General features: G+C 57.9%; 13 protein-coding genes. 2 read left to right on the top strand and 11 right to left on the bottom strand.

The annotated features are described in order from the left end of the window. Positions 1-69: 69 nt before the first annotated feature. The 7 genes from H6F57_RS04440 to H6F57_RS04410 all read right to left on the bottom strand — a co-directional run bounded on the left by H6F57_RS04440 (position 70) and on the right by H6F57_RS04410 (position 10,670). Positions 70-999 carry an Npun_R2821/Npun_R2822 family protein gene (locus H6F57_RS04440; RefSeq protein WP_190626440.1) on the bottom strand — a complete coding sequence of 310 codons (930 nt, stop codon included), beginning with the start codon at positions 997-999 and terminating at the stop codon, positions 70-72. 8 nt (positions 1,000-1,007) lie between these two features. After that, entirely contained in the window at positions 1,008-1,997 is a 990-nt protein-coding gene (locus tag H6F57_RS04435; RefSeq protein WP_190626439.1) for an Npun_R2821/Npun_R2822 family protein, read from the bottom strand. A gap of 1 nt (position 1,998) precedes the next feature. Continuing rightward, positions 1,999-2,976: a glycosyltransferase family 10 gene (locus H6F57_RS04430; RefSeq protein ID WP_190626438.1), complete on the bottom strand. Its 978-nt coding sequence runs from the start codon at positions 2,974-2,976 to the stop codon at positions 1,999-2,001. Then, complete coding sequence (locus tag H6F57_RS04425; protein WP_190626437.1) at positions 2,973-4,187, bottom strand: glycosyltransferase; 1,215 nt, start codon at positions 4,185-4,187, stop codon at positions 2,973-2,975. Before H6F57_RS04425 ends, H6F57_RS04430 begins: the two co-directional genes overlap by 4 nt. A gap of 54 nt (positions 4,188-4,241) precedes the next feature. Further along, the gene (locus H6F57_RS04420; protein ID WP_190626436.1) at positions 4,242-6,359 is read right to left on the bottom strand and encodes an ABC transporter ATP-binding protein; all 2,118 of its coding nucleotides are present in this window, start codon (positions 6,357-6,359) and stop codon (positions 4,242-4,244) included. 66 nt (positions 6,360-6,425) lie between these two features. After that, positions 6,426-7,793 carry a glycosyltransferase gene (locus H6F57_RS04415; protein WP_190626435.1) on the bottom strand — a complete coding sequence of 456 codons (1,368 nt, stop codon included), beginning with the start codon at positions 7,791-7,793 and terminating at the stop codon, positions 6,426-6,428. Positions 7,794-8,027: 234 nt separating this feature from the next. Further along, complete coding sequence (locus tag H6F57_RS04410) at positions 8,028-10,670, bottom strand: DEAD/DEAH box helicase (protein WP_190626434.1); 2,643 nt, start codon at positions 10,668-10,670, stop codon at positions 8,028-8,030. A 572-nt stretch (positions 10,671-11,242) separates the two neighbouring features. Between H6F57_RS04410 and H6F57_RS04405 the strand changes: the two genes are divergently transcribed. Further along, entirely contained in the window at positions 11,243-11,695 is a 453-nt protein-coding gene (locus H6F57_RS04405; protein ID WP_190626433.1) for a hypothetical protein, read from the top strand. Between the two features lie 92 nt (positions 11,696-11,787). On the opposite strand, the gene gloA is transcribed toward H6F57_RS04405, so the two are convergent. The 4 genes from gloA to H6F57_RS04385 all read right to left on the bottom strand — a co-directional run bounded on the left by gloA (position 11,788) and on the right by H6F57_RS04385 (position 15,952). Then, on the bottom strand, positions 11,788-12,219 hold the full coding sequence (gloA, locus tag H6F57_RS04400; protein WP_242024851.1) for a lactoylglutathione lyase: 432 nt from the start codon (positions 12,217-12,219) through the stop codon (positions 11,788-11,790). A 62-nt stretch (positions 12,220-12,281) separates the two neighbouring features. Next, complete coding sequence (locus H6F57_RS04395; protein ID WP_190626431.1) at positions 12,282-13,202, bottom strand: SPFH domain-containing protein; 921 nt, start codon at positions 13,200-13,202, stop codon at positions 12,282-12,284. Between the two features lie 356 nt (positions 13,203-13,558). Next, entirely contained in the window at positions 13,559-15,199 is a 1,641-nt protein-coding gene (gene pheT / locus H6F57_RS04390; RefSeq protein ID WP_190626430.1) for a phenylalanine--tRNA ligase subunit beta, read from the bottom strand. Positions 15,200-15,418: 219 nt separating this feature from the next. Then, positions 15,419-15,952 carry a Dps family protein gene (locus H6F57_RS04385; RefSeq protein ID WP_190626429.1) on the bottom strand — a complete coding sequence of 178 codons (534 nt, stop codon included), beginning with the start codon at positions 15,950-15,952 and terminating at the stop codon, positions 15,419-15,421. 208 nt (positions 15,953-16,160) lie between these two features. On the opposite strand from H6F57_RS04385, the gene H6F57_RS04380 reads away from it, so the two are divergent. After that, positions 16,161-16,418 carry a hypothetical protein gene (locus H6F57_RS04380; RefSeq protein ID WP_190626428.1) on the top strand — a complete coding sequence of 86 codons (258 nt, stop codon included), beginning with the start codon at positions 16,161-16,163 and terminating at the stop codon, positions 16,416-16,418. The last annotated feature ends 29 nt before the right edge of the window (positions 16,419-16,447 follow it).

Below are 16,447 nucleotides of genomic sequence, written 5' to 3'. Positions count from 1 at the left end.
TAGAAGACCCAATGAATTGTTGGTGCTATTTTACTCTTTATCAATAGCGCGCCATTCGTTCGGCCATGGCTAGCGTCCCAAACGACTTAGTAGCCTTCCTGCCTTGCGGCTCAAGGTGGTTATTGGGGAAGGTGCGATGGTGGGCACTTCTACCGGGCGGATGCCGGGGTCGCGCAGGTAGCGGTAGTGAGCCCAAATATCCCAGTAGGGACAGCCCGGTTGAATGCGATAGCCAGCCCAATGTAGATAGTCGAGAGGCTTGTTTACGTTGGGATCACTCAGCGTCATGCCCTCTTGGACAAAGTGAGGGCTGCCCGCCCAGTTGCCAGGGCCGCCGCCGGGCTGGCGCACCAGGTTAAACCGTCGCGCCATGCGCTTCAAAATCAGGTAGTTGATAATCGGCTGGTCAGAGGTTTTTTCGGAGAAGTCGAAGTAGTCGGGATGGGCGGCGCATTCAGCAAAGGTGTCGTAGAGGTCTTGCTCACTGACCAGTCCTTTTTTAGAACCCCAAAAGCCACAGTTGAACATATCCTCTAGCTCAGCAGCGGTGAAGACCCCTTGCTCAACAATGGCGGGGGCAAACACGTTGCGAATGCCGCCCCGATGCTGGTAGTCGTAGCTGATGAAGTCGTGGTCGTCGAGGGCGTCGAGGACTTTGGCGATCGCACTAAACACGACCACATCGGTATCGATGTAGAGAAAGCGATCGAAGGGGCCAAACCAGCAGGCCTGCTTGCGAAACTGGTTGGGCCGGGCAAAGAACCCCTCGCCAAAAATGCCGTGCAAATTTTCTGACAACCGCTGAATGAACTCTAAGTCGGGGTAAACCTCAACCCCGTAGTCGCGGCCCAGCACCTCGGCCACTTGGTGATAGTCGTCGTTGTAGGGAATCAGCATGACCGGGATGCTGGGGTCATGGGCGCGAATGCTATTAAGGCAGGCGATCGCGTGGTCTAGCACTTTGTCGTTGGCTGTAATGTAAATGCCGCGCGAAGTCATAGCAATCCTCAGGGGAGCAACTGGGCCAGGGGTTTAAAGTACCGTCGCCAGCCTTGGGGCTTGGCTGTCACTAGTTTGCCCGCCAGTGTTGGGCGATTCTCAGAATTGTGCAGATAGCGGTAGTGCAAGAACACATTGCGGTAGGGAAGGTCAACGTTCTCGCCGTTGCAGAGACGGGCAAACAGCTGTGACGACAGGCCGATGTAGTGCAGATACAGCAGCGGCACGCCCTTGTCATAGACGCGGTGATTCTCAGTGGTGAAGTGTTTGGAGGTGACAGAATTGCCGCTGCGTTCCTCCGCTGGCAGGGTCAGCGCCAGGTTGCAGGAGTTGACCCGCTGCCGCATGACTAGGTAGTTGAGAATGGTTTGGTCAGGGGCCATGGGGTACAGCACTGCTGCTTCCCCAGCCTTCAGCCTATTCAAAATGTCTTGGCCCTGATTAGGATCAAATAACCCTCGGCGACTGCCATAGAACCCTGAGCAAAACGCCTGCCGCTGCAACTGCTCCTCAGAAAACAGCTGCTCCATCCAGCCAGAATCTACGTCGTACACGTGGCTGAGGTCTTTGTGCTGAAAGTCGTAGGTGACCCAATCGTACTCATTCAGCGCGTTAAACACCGGGATTGGATCGCTGAGCAGTAGCGTATCGGCATCCATATAGAGGAAGCGATCGAAGGGGCCATCGAAGGCGCAGAATCGGCGGTGGGTGCCCATGCGGTGAATGCCTGCGCTGTCGATCGCATCCCACCGTTGCCGAGCAGTGGGATGGGTGGCCCAGATTTGCTCTACCCAAGCATCCCACCGCTGGATGGAGGTTTTGTTGCCGTACAGGGTGACCTGAGGGCGTGACTCGGCTAACTCCCGCAGCCGATCCACTTGATCGTCGTAGGGATAGATGCACACCGACATCCCCGGAGCAAAGACTTCGATGCTGTTGATTAGGGCGACGATTTGGTCATAGACGCGATCGTTGCCGAGGGTACAAATGCCGTCCATGTTATTCACCTACCCAGTCTGACAGCCAGTTCATCAGGTTTAGCTTGTGGAGAATTATTTGGCGGGCTTCGGCGATCGCATCCCTCGCCTCTAGCCACGCATCGGGGCTGGCCGTCACCTCACGAATGTACTCAATGCCCTTCTCATCTAGACTGGGCAGGCGCAAAAAGCTGCCGGGGGGCAACAGTTTATCCGCTGCGCCGCCGCCGTAGTAGATGGGTAAACACCAGGCAAGCAGGGCATCCCAGAGTTTTTCGCTGGCATACCAGTCGTTGTCGGCAAAATTCTCAATCGCCAAGTTGTAGGTGTAGGGGGCCATGCCCGACCACTTATTGCTCAGTTCTCCGGCGGTGCGCGTACCTGGCGGCAGGTCGCGTCCGTAAACCTCGACGGGCACGCCACTCTCCTGAAGCGCCTGCAAAAAGGCCAGCCGCTGGCGATGGCTCTCGGTGCGGTTAATGCCGGAGGTAATCCAGCTACAGGGGCTAGGCTTCTCGGGTGGTGGGGCCTCATTCAGCTCGCGGAAGGAGACATTGACGTACCAAATCGCAGGCATGTAGGTCGGGGTAGGGGCCGAGTCGTCTGGGCCAGAGACGTAGCCGCAGTAGTCGCGGGCGTAGGCGTAGTTGAGCAGATTCTGCGATCGCACCTCCGGCAAAGGCGGCTCGCGCAGCAAAAAGGCCGTGCGCTCCTTCGGCACCTGGCTAAACTGCGGCGGCAGTTGATTAGCATTTACCGGAGCGGCAAGCTTGGCAAAGGGCAACGCGTTGAGCAACCGCTGTGACTTTGACTGGGGTTTGGGGGCTAACCGCTCGTGAAAGTTGAACTGATACAGCAGTAGGTAGTCGGGCTTTGGGTTCTGCGATTGCAGCTGCATGTTGCCCCACACCCCAAAGGGCTCTGGCGTTTGCTTCCACAGCCAGTCGCACTGAGTGAGGCTGCCGTAGCTTGACAGCATGCCGACAATGGGGCGGGTCATGGGTTTTCTCCCAGCAGTTGGGGATGGTATTGAGCTTCTACGTGAGACAAAATTTTCTCAATGCGGGCTTCCCATGAATAGGGTTGAAGGGCAGCTATATTCGGAGCAAACCCCTTAACCGGGCGGGGGTAGTGGGCCAGCACCTGCCTCAGACTGTTTGCAAATGCCAGGGGTTGATTGGGGTCGCACCAGTGGGCAATCTGTGCGGCCAGGGGCCAGTTTTCGAGCGATGGAATGCGGGTGGCTACCACCGGAGCGCCTGAGGCGAGGTAGTCGAATAGTTTGAGGGGCGAGGTAAAAGTAGCGGCCTTGCCTAGCAGGTGGGGATGGGCTAGGGCATCAGCGGCTTGCAGCAGATGGGCTAGGTCCTGCTGTGCTAAAAATCCAAGCACATCTACATTTTCTAAGCCTAGGTTCGTGATGCGATCGCGGTAGTGCTGCTGCTGGTCAACGGGGCCACCAGCCAACGCAAATTTTACCTGGGGAAACTGGGGTGCAATTTGCAGCAGTAAATCGACACCCTTGAACTCGTGTAGCGCTCCGGCGTAGACGACGAGCTGGGTGAATTTTGGGTTGAGGAGGCGATCGCGCCACTCCTGCGCCGCCCCTGGATGCCGCGTCAAAAACTGCGTGTTAAACCCGTTGGGCACCGTAACTACCTTTTTCTCGGGCACCCCGTTGCGCACAATGCTTTCTTTCACCGTGTCGATGACGGTGACTACCACCTGCAACAGGGGATGGGTTGCCATCTCGGGCTCGAAGGGTTTTTCGGTGTGGTGGTGGCACTCAAATACCACCGGCACCCCCTGCTTCAGGGCGGCTTTGGCGAAGTTCCAGTCGCGGGTGTGGACGAGGGCGGTGCGGGCGGCCAAGTGCAGCGGCCAATAGTATTTGCAGGCTACGGTGCTGGCGTTGGTGAGCTTGTGCTTGACCCGGTCGATGGGCCAGGGCATCGCTAGAGGAAGCAGTTCTAGCGAATTTAACGCCCTAGTTTGAATGTTGAAAAAACGAGCAAACTCTTCATCCACGGGCTGGGGCTGCGGGTTCACCCAGCGCCAGGGTTGCCAGGCCGTTGCGCTGCGATCGACAAAGGCGAGCTGGGTAGGGTAGCCCAGGTTAGCGGCGGCGTTGGCGCACTGCACGGTTTGAATCAGGTGGGCCGCTGGCTGGGGTAGGGTGTCGCGGATGAAGAAGAGGTAGGGGCGGGGCATGGGGTGGGGAGTGAGGAAGGTGGGGAGGGTGAAGAAGATGATGAGGGAAACGTATTAGCTTTGTTCGCGGAGCGTCTCCGGAGACATTTTGAGTTTTGAATTCAGCAGAGTTTCAGAGATGGGAGACGGGGATGGCGGAAGGGAGGATGGGGAAATGGGAAGATCGTCGTCGGTGGACTGTTTTTCGATGGTTTCGAGGGTGGGGAGTAGGTTGAGGGCGGCGCGGTAGGCTTCTTGGATGAGTTCTGCGGCTTCGGGGCCGTCTTCAACTAGACCGTCAGCTAACAGCTGGAGGGAGCCGAGTACGACGTTGAGGCCCGATCGCAGGTCGTAGGAGGTGGCGTTGGTAATGGATGGGGGACTAGGGTAGGAGCCGGTTTCGTGAGCGAACTGCACGGTGTAGAGGTAGGTGTAGCGGCCCTGGCGTTGCAGCAGTTGCTCGTGGGTGCCGAGTTCGACCACGCGGCCCTGGTCAAGCACGGCGATTTGGTCGGCTTTGCGAATGGTGGAGAAGCGGTGGGCAATCACTAGGGTGGTGCGATCGCGGCTCAGATCTTCCAGGGCTTCTTGCACTAGCTGCTCTGACACCGTATCGAGGGCGCTGGTGGCTTCATCGAGGATCAAAATCGGCGGGTTTTGCAGCAGGGCGCGGGCAATGGCGATGCGCTGGCGCTGGCCACCTGAGAGCATGACGCCGCGATCGCCCACCACCGTGTCAAAGCCCTGGGGCAGCTGGCTAATAAATTCGTAGGCGTTGGCCCGTCGCGCCGCTTGCGCTACCTCAGCGTCGGTGGCCGCAGGCTGGGCGTAGGCAATGTTGTCGCGCACGGTGGCGTTAAACAAAAATGTGTCTTGGCTAACGATGCCCATGGCCCGCCGCAAGCTGCCCAGGTCAAACTCGCGCAGGTCTACGCCGTCAATGGCGATGCGGCCTGCTACCGGGTCGTAAAAGCGGGGCAGCAGATCGGCTAGGGTAGACTTGCCTGCTCCCGAGGCCCCCACCAGAGCCAGGGTGGTGCCCTTGGGTAGCGAGAGGGTGATCTCGTGCAGCGACCAGTCTTTCGCAGTGGGATATTTAAAGGCAATGCCTTCAAAGGTAATGCCCTGGCTAAGGGTGGTGAGGCCGCGATCGCCCTGGGCCATGAAGGGTTTATTGTCGCGGCGCAAAAAGTCGTGGACCAGGTCAACACTGGCGGCGCTGTTGGCCAGCTGGCTGCGGGCCGAGTTGAGCTGCCCCACAAACTGAACCACTCGCGACAGCACAAACAAAAAGGTCAGCAGTAGGGTGGCCGTCGCTGCCGAGCCGCTACCGAGCCAAAACTGGCTGATCAAAATAATCGCCACCAGGGCCAAAATGCTGAGAATTTCATTCAGCGGACCGATGATGGCAGTGTTCATCTGCGATCGCAGGGCAGCCTGTTCTCGTCGCTCGATTAAGGCTTCTACCTGGGCAAATTCTGCGGTTTCGTTGGCGGTGGCTTTCACTAACCGCATTCCGTTGAGCATTTCTAGGGTGCGCACCGAATAGTCTTTAGAGGCATCGGCCAGGGCTTTGCCGTACTCGCGGGCGCGGGCGATTACGTAGCGGTTCAGCACCAACACCCCAGCCATGAGCACCACGGCCGCTAGGGTCAGCGACCCCGAGATCGACAGCAGCACCACCCCAAAAAACAAAATATTCAGCGACGCCCGCAGCAGGTTGATCACCGCATTGATCGAGGTCACCGCCCGACCAATCTGATCATTCAGCCGCTGAATGATATCTCCCGTGCGCATGGTGTTGTGGTAGTCGATATCGACGCCCAGCAGCAGGTCGAGCCCGGCCCGGCGCAGGTCGCAGGTGAGGCGGCGGCTGAGCCCTTCGCTGGTGACGCTGCTCAGGTAGTTGGCCAGATTTTTGAGCAGAATGGTGAGCACGATAAAGCTCAGCATGGCCACCGCCCGCCCTGGGCCAGGCAGGCCTAAAAATGGTTCGGTCACTTGCTCTAGCAGGGGGGGAAGGGCGATCGCCCCGGTGCTTTCCTGAGTGCCCAGTAGCTCAAACACCGCTGGCACAATCAACGTGGTGCCCACCCCGTTAAACACCGCCCCCGAAAAGCCCAGCCCAATGGCGGCCAAAATGCGCCAGGGGTAGCGTTTCGCGTAGTTGAAAAGGAGCTTTTGGGCGGTCATGGAGTGTTAGGGAGTAGAGGGGGGAGGGAGTGGATGAGTAGGGGAACGGATGACTTCAGTCTGCGGTCAGGGTGGGCTGGGACATTCTGGAATATGGCTTTGCCGATGCATTTTGGCGACGATGCTTTGCTGAATGGCCTGGTGCAGGCCTGCGCCCATGGCGGCCATGCTGTAGTGGGTGAGGGTGCGATCGCGCGCCCGTTTCCCTAGCTCAAGCGCCTGGTCATAATTGGCAAAAATTGCCGTAATCTGCGCTGCCAGCTGCGTGGGGGCATCGGCATCAACTAAATAGCCGCAGCCGTTGAGAATGGTGGGAATATCGCCCACCCGCGTCGCCAAAATCGGCTTTGCCATCGCCATGCCGTCCGTCAGCTTGAGCGGAAACTGGGCTTGGGCGGCGGGGGTTTGGCGCTGGGGCACCACTACCACATGGGCGGCGGCGATCACCCTGGGCATGTCGGCGTAGGGCTGCTTGCCCAGGTGAATAATGTGCTGGGGCCAGCGATCGATCAGGGTGCGATCGTAGTCGTCGTAGGGGCTGCCGCCGACGATCACCAGCTTCAGATCGGGTTCGTTGAGCCGATCCATCGCGGCCAAAATATCCTCCACGCCTTTGTAGGGGCGGGGCGCGCCAGGAAACATCAGCACCCGATAGTCGCTGAGACCATAAGCGGCCCGGCTGGCCGCCGCGTCGTAGCGATCGGGGTTAAACAGCTCAACATCTTTGCCGTTGGGAATGATCACCCCGCCGAAGCGCCGCCGCAAAAAATCGTTGTGGGTGGTGACCAGATCAGCCTTAGCCACCAGTCGTTCTATCCACTGCAAGTAGAGCGGATGATCTGGGTTGCGAAGCGCCCCCTCAGATTTCAGCAGATCTCGCGCTAGCTGCCGAGGCTGGGGATGGTAGCGGTAGGCGTCGCCCCCGTGCCAGCTCAGCTCCCAGTCGTCAATGTCGATGAGAACTGGGCGGCGGTGCTGCGATCGAGAGAACTGGCGGTGCAGTAGGGCCAGGCCAAAGCTACTGGGCTTGGGCTTGTAGGCATAGATAATGTCACCGTTGAGGTGGCGAAAAAGCCTGCCCACGGCCCCTAGACCAGGAGAAGGCGTCGTCAGAAAAATGGTGTGGACGGGAATGTCGCAGGCTCCAGGCAGCACCCGATTTGCCCTGCTTATAGCCTGCGACATTCCAGAAGCAGGAGCCGACTCGGAACGCGTACCCGTCTCAGCATCGCTCTCTGCCGAAAACCCCACAATCTCCACCGGGTAGCCCATGCCTTGCAGCGCCTGCCCCAGCAAAAACGGACGCACTGCGCCGCCCCAGCGCCCAGCGCCTCGACTCGATAAATCGCTAACTAAAATCGAAATCTTGGGTCGCGTCCCCAATCCATGAAGAGGGGACTCAGCAGCGCTGAACTGGGGGCGGTGGTCGAGCATGGTCTAAGGAGCCAAACGGGGCCAGCGGCTAGGGGATATCTACCTAGAATGGAAACGCACCCCTATAGCTTGCCCACCTTCGGCACTGGCCTTGAGGTGGGCGCTGCACCCGCCACGTTTTCCGACTACGACACTACCTCTCGCCGCTGCGCTTCCCGATCACGCTATTGACCACGCTGCAACAAACGAAGATGACGGCTCGCGCTCGGCACCGTTACCCAGGCTGCTTGTGGCTCAACCAATATCCTCATTGACCGGGAAACGGTTCATCAGGTCTTTGGCCTCGCGGGCGTTGCTGCGCAGGGTTTCGCTGATGTAGGGCACGTGGGGTATTTGCGACAGCACATCTAGAGTGCGGCGCAGAATGCGAACGATGTCGCCCTCGTCGAGGCTGGTGTTGTCGCATAGTGTTACCCAGTCAACTCCGTTGGCCCACTGCTCGACTAAGCCCACCAGATCGTACTCCAGCCAAATGGGAGCGGTAATGCGGCGGCGGTGCTGCTGCTGATAGAGCTGTCGGCGCAGATTGTGCAGCCCGCCCAGAGCCTCTTCTACCGTGCCGGAGAGTTTATAGCGGCACCAGCTGTCAGGCCGCGAATTTTCGGTGACCAGGGCGGCAAAGGCGGCGGCGAGTTGAGCGGTATTGAGGTGGTCAAACTCGCCTGACTCCAGGGCTAGGGCCAACCACAGCTCGTTGTCGCCGCGAATCGCGGCGGCCATTTCGCCCAGCTCGGTGGGGCGATTGTCCTCGAGTCCACCAAAGTGCTTGAGCACCTCCATGATGTAGAGAAATTCTTGCCAATAGTGGCCGGTGTGTTGGGAGAATTTTTGCTGGCGATCGCGCCATTCATCCTCCAACTCGCGCAGCCGCTTCTGGCGCTTGAGCAGCCCTTTGGCGTTCTCCCACTCGCTGGCGGGGTGGTTGGCCAGGGTGTGCTCGACCTCGCGCATGCGATCGAGTTGCTCTTGCACTTCGGGGGCCAGCATTTCGAGCGAGGGGGGTGTGGCCATGGTGGCGGCGATCGCAGCGGTGTAGTCGTCACCCCGGCGGCGCTGGCCCGGCGTGGGGGGGAGATCGGTCGGCGGGGCCAAGGTATCGACCGACTGCAAGCGAGGAATATCGGCGTGCAGGCCGACCACATCGGCGGCGGTGACCACATACCACTGGTTGGCTTTGGTGAGACACACTAGGTAAGGGAACTGCCCCGACCCCTGCACCTTAGTAACTAACACGGCGGGCACCGGCTCGCCCACAAGAACGTGCTTGCCCTTAAGGGAGAGGAGCGTACCGGCGATCGCAAAGGGCACCATCTTGCCCACGTCGTCAGCCAGCACCTGGGCCGCCTGCTGTTGGAGGGTCTTGAGCAGTCGGCGTTCTTCTTTGAGGCGCTCTTTGAGTTTGGCGTACTCGGCCAGCAAGCCTTCGTCAAAGGCGGCGAGCTGGGCCCGCTGGTGGGCGATCTCTCTCTCCAGCTGATCGATCGCCTGTTGCTGGGGCACTAGATGCAGGGTAGCCAGATATTGGCCAAAGCTGCGCTCGATTAAGTCCTTCGCCTCATCCAGCGAGTGGGTTTGCAGCAAGTTGAGCACCATGCCGTAGCCGGGGGTAAACTGGCTGACCAGCGGATCGGCCCCCGAGGTGGCCAGGTGGACCGCCTCCCGCGACCCTTCAAAGGGGCTTTCGACGGTGACCACGTGCCCCTGGAGATCCATGCCCCGCCGCCCGGCGCGCCCCGCCATCTGCAAAAATTCTGAGGAGGTGAGCAGGCGGTGGCCGCTGTCGGTGCGCTTAGAGAGGCTGGCGATCACCGTGGTGCGGGCGGGCATGTTGATGCCTGCGGCCAGGGTTTCGGTGGCAAATACCACTTTGATCAGCCCCGCCTGAAACAGTTCTTCGACCAACCCTTTCCACAGGGGCAAAATGCCCGCGTGGTGGGCGGCAATACCCCGATACAGCGGCCCCACCTGGCCTGCCCGCCCAGCGTCGGGGTTGTGGGCGAGAAAAGTGTCAATGCGGATCTTGAGTTCCTGCGCTTCCTCGTCCGTTACCAGCGACAGGTGGCTGACCTCATCCACCGATTTGTCGCAGCCTCGGCGGCTAAAAATAAAGTAGATGGCGGGCAGCATATCCCGCTCTTGTAGCTGACCCATGACAAAGGGCAGACTCACCCGCCCGCCGCCGCGCCGACCTGCCTGACGCTGGGGAGCCCGCTGTTTTTTGAGCTGGGGGTTAATCGCCTTTTGGGAAGCATCCAGCAGCGGTACCAGTCGCTTGCCGGTGCAGTAGTGAAATTGCAGCGGCACTGGGCGAAAGTCGGAATAGATTAGCTCGGTAGGGCCGTGGACTTTTTGCAGCCAGTCGGTGAGCTGGCCAGAGTTTTCGACCGTGGCGGAGAGGGCCAAGAGCTGAATTTCGGGCGGGCAGTAGATGATCGACTCTTCCCAGACGGTACCGCGCTGGCGATCGTTCATATAGTGGCATTCGTCGAGCACCACGGCTTCGACCTGTTGCAGCGTCGTACCCGTTTCGCCAATGCGGGTGCCATAGAGCATGTTGCGAAAAATTTCAGTGGTCATCACCACGATGGGGGCGTCGCGATTGATGGAGAGATCGCCCGTCAGTAAACCAACCTTTTCGTAGCCAAACTGGTCGCGAAAATCGCGCAGCTTTTGGTTAGAGAGTGCTTTAAGGGGAGTGGTGTAAAACACCCGCTTGCCGTGGTCTAAAGCACGGTAGATGGCATATTCGCCAATCAGGGTTTTGCCCGAGCCAGTGGGGGCGCACACCACCACAGACTTATCGGCATCGAGGGCCACCGCCGCTTGGTGTTGAAAATCGTCGAGGGGAAAGGGAAATAATTTGGCGAGGTCTAGCACGCGGTTGGCACGATAGTAAGGGAATCACTATTCTAGTGTGCCAAGAGATTGACAAAACGGATTGCCATGGTGGCTTAAACTTAGCGGCTTTCTAGGCAAAAAATGGGGCAATTTTTATAGCTATTCCCAATACATTAAAGCCAGATTGGTCAATGTTTAAGCTGCAGTCTAGGGGATCATGAAAGCGCTTTTACATGTCCTAGGACTCATCGTTACGGGTCTAGGCCTGCACCGGTTAGCCTAAGTTTTCTGGGGGCGATCGCCCCAAACCCCTACTTTTGGCAAGATTCATCGCTGATTTCTCAGTGCTGTTGCCCTTTGCCTGGCAAGTTCCATAAGGATTACTGCGTGCATCACATCAGTCGCCATTAGTTGCCGACTGATGGCGATCGCCTGCCGGGTCAGTCTTCAACTATCGCTCGCCTAGCCTCTAGCGGTCAGCGAAATCTCACAAAACCTTTACCCAAGTTCCCGGCTCTACCCCAAAATTTGGCAGGTTTTTGCGCCAAAAGGCTGAAAATCGAACTAGTCAGGCAAGCTTGTTTGACTCAACCCGTTACCGAGGAGTGATGATGAAACTGAATGTAGCCCTGTTGTCTGCGGCGGTGGTGGGTGCTGTGGCATCCCAAGCCCAAGCTCAGCAAGTCCCCAACTACTATGTGGGTGCTGGTGTGCGCGCTGGTTTTAATGACGACACATCTTTTGTAATCGACTCTAAAGCCAAAGTCACCGAGCTGGGCGATCGCACTACCCTCTCGGTGCGTCCCTCCCTCGTCTTTGACAACAGCACCGAACTGCGGCTGCCCATCTCCGTAGACTACGCCCTTGATCAGGCTCTTTACCCCTACGCCGGGGCTGGAGTTGCCTACAACGCCGACGGTCGCTCAGGCATTGACCCGATGATTACCGCCGGGCTTGACTGGGGCATTACCCGCAGTGTGGTAATCGATTTCAACGCCAGCATGTTGTTTAAACCTGGCGACACCGACGCTGAGATCACGGCCACGGTTAACTACGCTTTTTAAGGCTCGCTAGGAGGGGTGCAAGGTTTCAGGTTTCGGGTGTAGGGCCGAACCTTGAACCCTAAACCTGAAACCTTAAACCCTGCCTATCTCTCCTAACCAACCGCCATCTCCGGCTCTACCGCTTTGCGGTGCCCTTCGGAGGTGCCCAGCTGAATCAGCTCGACCTTGTAGCCATCAGGGTCTTGCACAAAGGCGATTACCGTCGAGCCGTGCTTCATCGGGCCGGGCTCGCGTACCACCTCGCCACCCTGGGCTTTGATGCGATCGCACGTCCCATAAATGTCGTCTACGCCCAGGGCAATGTGGCCATAGGCGGTGCCCAAATCGTACGACTCTACGCCCCAGTTGTAGGTCAGCTCTAGCACGGTGTTGTCAGCCTCCTCGCCGTAGCCCACAAAAGCCAGGGTAAACTCGCCGCCGGGGTAGTCTTTTTTGCGCAGCAGCCGCATACCCAGCACATCGCAGTAAAACTTGAGAGACCGATCCAAGTCGCCGACCCGCAGCATGGTGTGTAGTAGTCGCATGGTGAGTTTGCTGTCGTAATTGATCTTTATCATTATGACCATGACACTCACCGGCGTGGTAGCTACTCCTCGGGTGCCGGTTTAGCCCGCAGGTTGCCCAAGGCTTGGGATAGCTCTAGCGGAAACAAAATCACCGTATTCGACGGACTAGCCCCCAATCCATCAATGCTTTGCAGGGTGCGCAGCTCCAGGGCGATGGGGTTGGCCTCCATGATTTGGGCGGCAGCGGCTAGGCTTTGGGCGGCTAGGCGATCGCCATCCGCCTTCGTTATCGTCGCCCGCTTTTCTCGCTCTGCTGAAGCTTGGCGCGACATCATCCGTTTCAGATCCTCCGGCAGCTCAATGTCTTGCAGACGAATGGAGTCGATATGCATGCCCCATTCCTGCACCTGGGCCTCCACGATCGCCCCAATCTGGGTTTGAATCTGCTCTCGCTCCGACAGCAGATCATCGAGCGAAAGGCCGCCCACCACATCCCGCAGCGCCGCCTGGGCATATTGCGACACCGCGAAGCGAAAGTCTTGAATCGAAATCACCGCTTTTTGGGCATCGCTCACCTGAAAAAACAGGGCACTGTCGATTTCGGCGGGCACGTTGTCGCGGGTAATCACCTTCTGACGCGGAATGTTGATCACCAAAGTGCGGGTGTCGATAAACTGCACCGACTCCAGCACCGGCACCACATACAGCAGCCCCGGCCCCCGCACATCCTGAATTTTGCCCAGCTGCAAGATCACCCCTCGCTCCCACTCGGCGGCCACCCGCACTCCGCTCACCACCACACTCCACAGCACGGCGACAACGGCTCCGGCAGTCAGCCCCACCGTGCGCTGGCGCAGGGGTAGCCCAAAGAAGATCAGGGCAAACAAGACCGCCACGGGCACCAAAAATAGCACCTGGCGCACCCCTCGCCCCAGGGAAACGTGGCCTTCAGTCGGTTTGGCGTAGACCCGACTGGGGCCGTCAATAGAAGAGTCACTCATGGTGTTGCCGCTGGATGATGATGACCAGACTAGCCAAACGGCAGGGGAACGTAATCGTTGCGTCACGATTTTGGTAGCAACCGTAATATTTGGTTATGGCGCTTCTCTCTAGACTTGGCCTACTAAGCGCCCCAGCTCTACGTGGTATTTGGCATTGCTGAATCGAGGAATGAACCGGCAAAACCTTTAAACTCTGCATGGCCCCCTCAGCCTCTCCAATTGGGGGAGACAGAGTCTCAAAGTCCCCCATTCTTGGAGGGCTGGGGGCAAATATACTTGCGTTAAGCAACGCTTAGTATTTCATTGGGCAGGCTGCCGCTGGCCGATGCATTAGCTTCCAACCTGACCAGCCTAGGTCAACGCCGCCTATCAGAAATCACAAGCTGGCTGGCGGTATAGTCTAGCTCCCCAGCGCAAACCGGCTCGGGGAACGAAAAGTGCTCCAGCACCTGTGGATGAATTTCGCCGAACTCTCCCACTGGCTGTCGCTGAATCAACACTGTAGCCGCCCGTCCAGGGATGTAGTATGGAGCCTCGCAGACGGTCAATTCATAATTCAACCCCAAGGCGTTAAGCATGGTCTGCATATAGGCTTTGGCAGTGGTAAACGAGGCGCGGGCATCTAGGCTGGCAAACCCCCAGTGCTGGCTTTCGTCAGGAATATCCGCCGCATTAAATCGCAGCACTTCCCCAGTTTCATAAATATTGATCGGTTTAGGTGCATTAATGTTGCGGGCTAGAATGTCCAGTAGCCCCGCTTGCAGGGTGGTGCGGGTAGCGCTAAACGTGCGGCTTTTGGCATTGCCGGTTTGCACATAGGTAGCCCCAAATAGATCGAGAATTGCTGGATCGGTGAGCACAAAACTCTTTACTTCCATCAATCCCATGCGTTGAGCCAGATCGCCCACCTTAAACATGGCCTGGCGTAGGGCATCGGCTTCCCCCAAATGAAATTTGACGGCTAGGGGTTCGGCCTGGAGCGTGCCAATGCCGATCGCCACCAGTAAATCTCCCGCTAGATCAACCTGGCTAAAGACATCGGTGCGATAGGTGGGTACATGCACCACATCGGTACCACTCACCTCTAAATCCATGCGGGAGAGCACTTGACCCAAGCCGCTCTTAGCAATAGCGGTGCCCATAATTTCGTTGAGATACTTGGCCGAAAACTGCACGGAGCGGCGAGCCAGGCTTGGGGTGGTGAAAGTGCCCTGGGGAGTGGCGATCTCTACGGTTTGTACCTCAGCCCCAGTGTCTAAAAAGTTGTGGGCCAGAATGTTGGCCGTCTCTAGCACCGTTTGGGCCAGAATGCCGGTGACGTCAATGAACAAATTGCAGGTGTTGGCATCTACTTCTCCTACCCCCGCTGCGTTGATGATGGGCGGCATGGAGAGTACGGTGCCGCTGGCATCGCGCAGCACGAGGGCATAGTCATTGCCCGGCAGAGTATGACCATAGGACTTACCCGCTGGGTGCTCGTGCAGAATCTGTCGGGCAGTTATGGGTTGAGTGCTGTGCAGGGGCACAAATGACAACTCATCTAGCGATGCTGCTGCGTAGGTTAAGTCGCCGCTGATTTTGTCGAGGTCGTAGACGCCGATCGCAATTTTCTTGCGCTGGCGGCCAAAGGTTTGGGTCACCTTCTCCTGAAACTGCACCAGCACCTCTAGCCCACCGCCTTGCAGATCGGCCCCTCGCACAACCAGGGCAGCAATGTGGGGCCGTAGAGGCAATACCTCAGGGTGGATGGTGACCCGGCGACCCGAGGCGAGCAGCTGTTCGGGGACAGTTCGGGGTAGGCCGTTATAGATATTAATGGCGCGGGTGAACCCTTCTGCCGCTAGCAGATCGGGCCGCTCGGCGGTGACTTCGACCTCTAGAGTTTGGTCGCCCAGGGTGGCATCTAGGCCGTAGTCAAAGGCTTGCTGGGCCAGCTGCTTAGGGGCAGTGGGGGTGAGCCGTTGTAGGTAGGTGAGGGGAAAGGTGACAGTGGGCATGGAGAAGGCGGGTGAGATGGGTGAGCTGATCCTCCCATAGGTTGAAGGGGCTTAGGTTACAAGCGGGCAATAAAAGCACCCCGCCCGTAGGCTTCTTTAAGAAGCCTACGGGCGGGGTGCTTAACAAGGCTAAGTTGGACTCGCCGCTAGAATTACCAGAGCAAGCTTAAGCATTCACGGCTGAAGTACTCGAAGCAGTTAGTGCTGTGATAAAGCCGCCTATGCCAGGTTGCTAGTAGCTAGCTCTTGGTCGCGGGTGCCGCTCGATTCGAAGGCTTCGCCATCCAGGAAGGAGCGCAGCATCCAGGCCATTTCTTCATGCGCTTCCATCAGGCCGGTCAGAAAGTCTGAGGTGCCCTCGTCATGGAATTCTTCGGAGGTTTGGTCAACAAACCCACGCAGGTTGCGAATGATCTGCTCGTGATCGGAGACGAGACGCTTAACCATTTCTTGGGCAGAGGGCAGATCTCCAGGATGCTCTTTCAAAGAAGCATTCTTGAGAAATCCTTCGGCGGTGCCCAGGGGGTAGCCGTTGAGCTGGCGCACCCGCTCAGCTACGGAGTCAATGCTAATGGTGAGGGCTTCGTAGTGCTCTTTCCACAGTTCGTGGAGGGTGCGGAATTGAGGGCCAACTACATCCCAGTGGTACTTCTTAGTTTTAATCAGTAACAGGTAGGCGTCGGCCAAAACCTTGTTGAGGATTTCGGTTACACCCTGGCGCTCTTGTTCGGAAAGGCCAATGTTGATGCTCATAGTTATGTCTCTTCGGAGTCCGTTCTCCTTTATCTAACCGCAGCGGCTTAATAGTCTCATCTGCCTAATGCGGGACATTGGGGTTCAAAAGCCCCTAACTTGAGGATGTTTTGCGATGGTATGTCCTTCGTAGGTTAGATGTGTGAGGTTAGTGACGATCCTAGTTTGGAGATTGATTGAACGATCGCCGTTTAGAAATATTTTTGCTATGGCTAGCTCATCTCCGCTGACGGGAGTAATTTTAGTAGATTGCGCCAAGGCGAATGCCAGTGAAGGGCTGGCGATCGCTACTGAGCGCTGTGGTTACGGCGACGACACCGCCCAATTTCAGGCGGCGCTGAGGTCAGCCTGTGGCGACATGAATATTGCGATCGATGGCCTCTCAGATTTAGTGGATAACAAGCCGACGGTGCTGATACCAGAGCCTGGTGAAGTCGTTGCGCCAGATAGCCCCAGCGAACTGTAGCGGTTTCACGGTGCGGACTTAGGCTAACG

It is taken from the genome of Leptolyngbya sp. FACHB-60, from assembly GCF_014695775.1.
Lineage (GTDB): Bacteria > Cyanobacteriota > Cyanobacteriia > Phormidesmidales > Phormidesmidaceae > Nodosilinea.
Note: the sequence above shows the minus strand (reverse complement) of the source record. Positions and strands in the feature narration are given on the sequence as shown.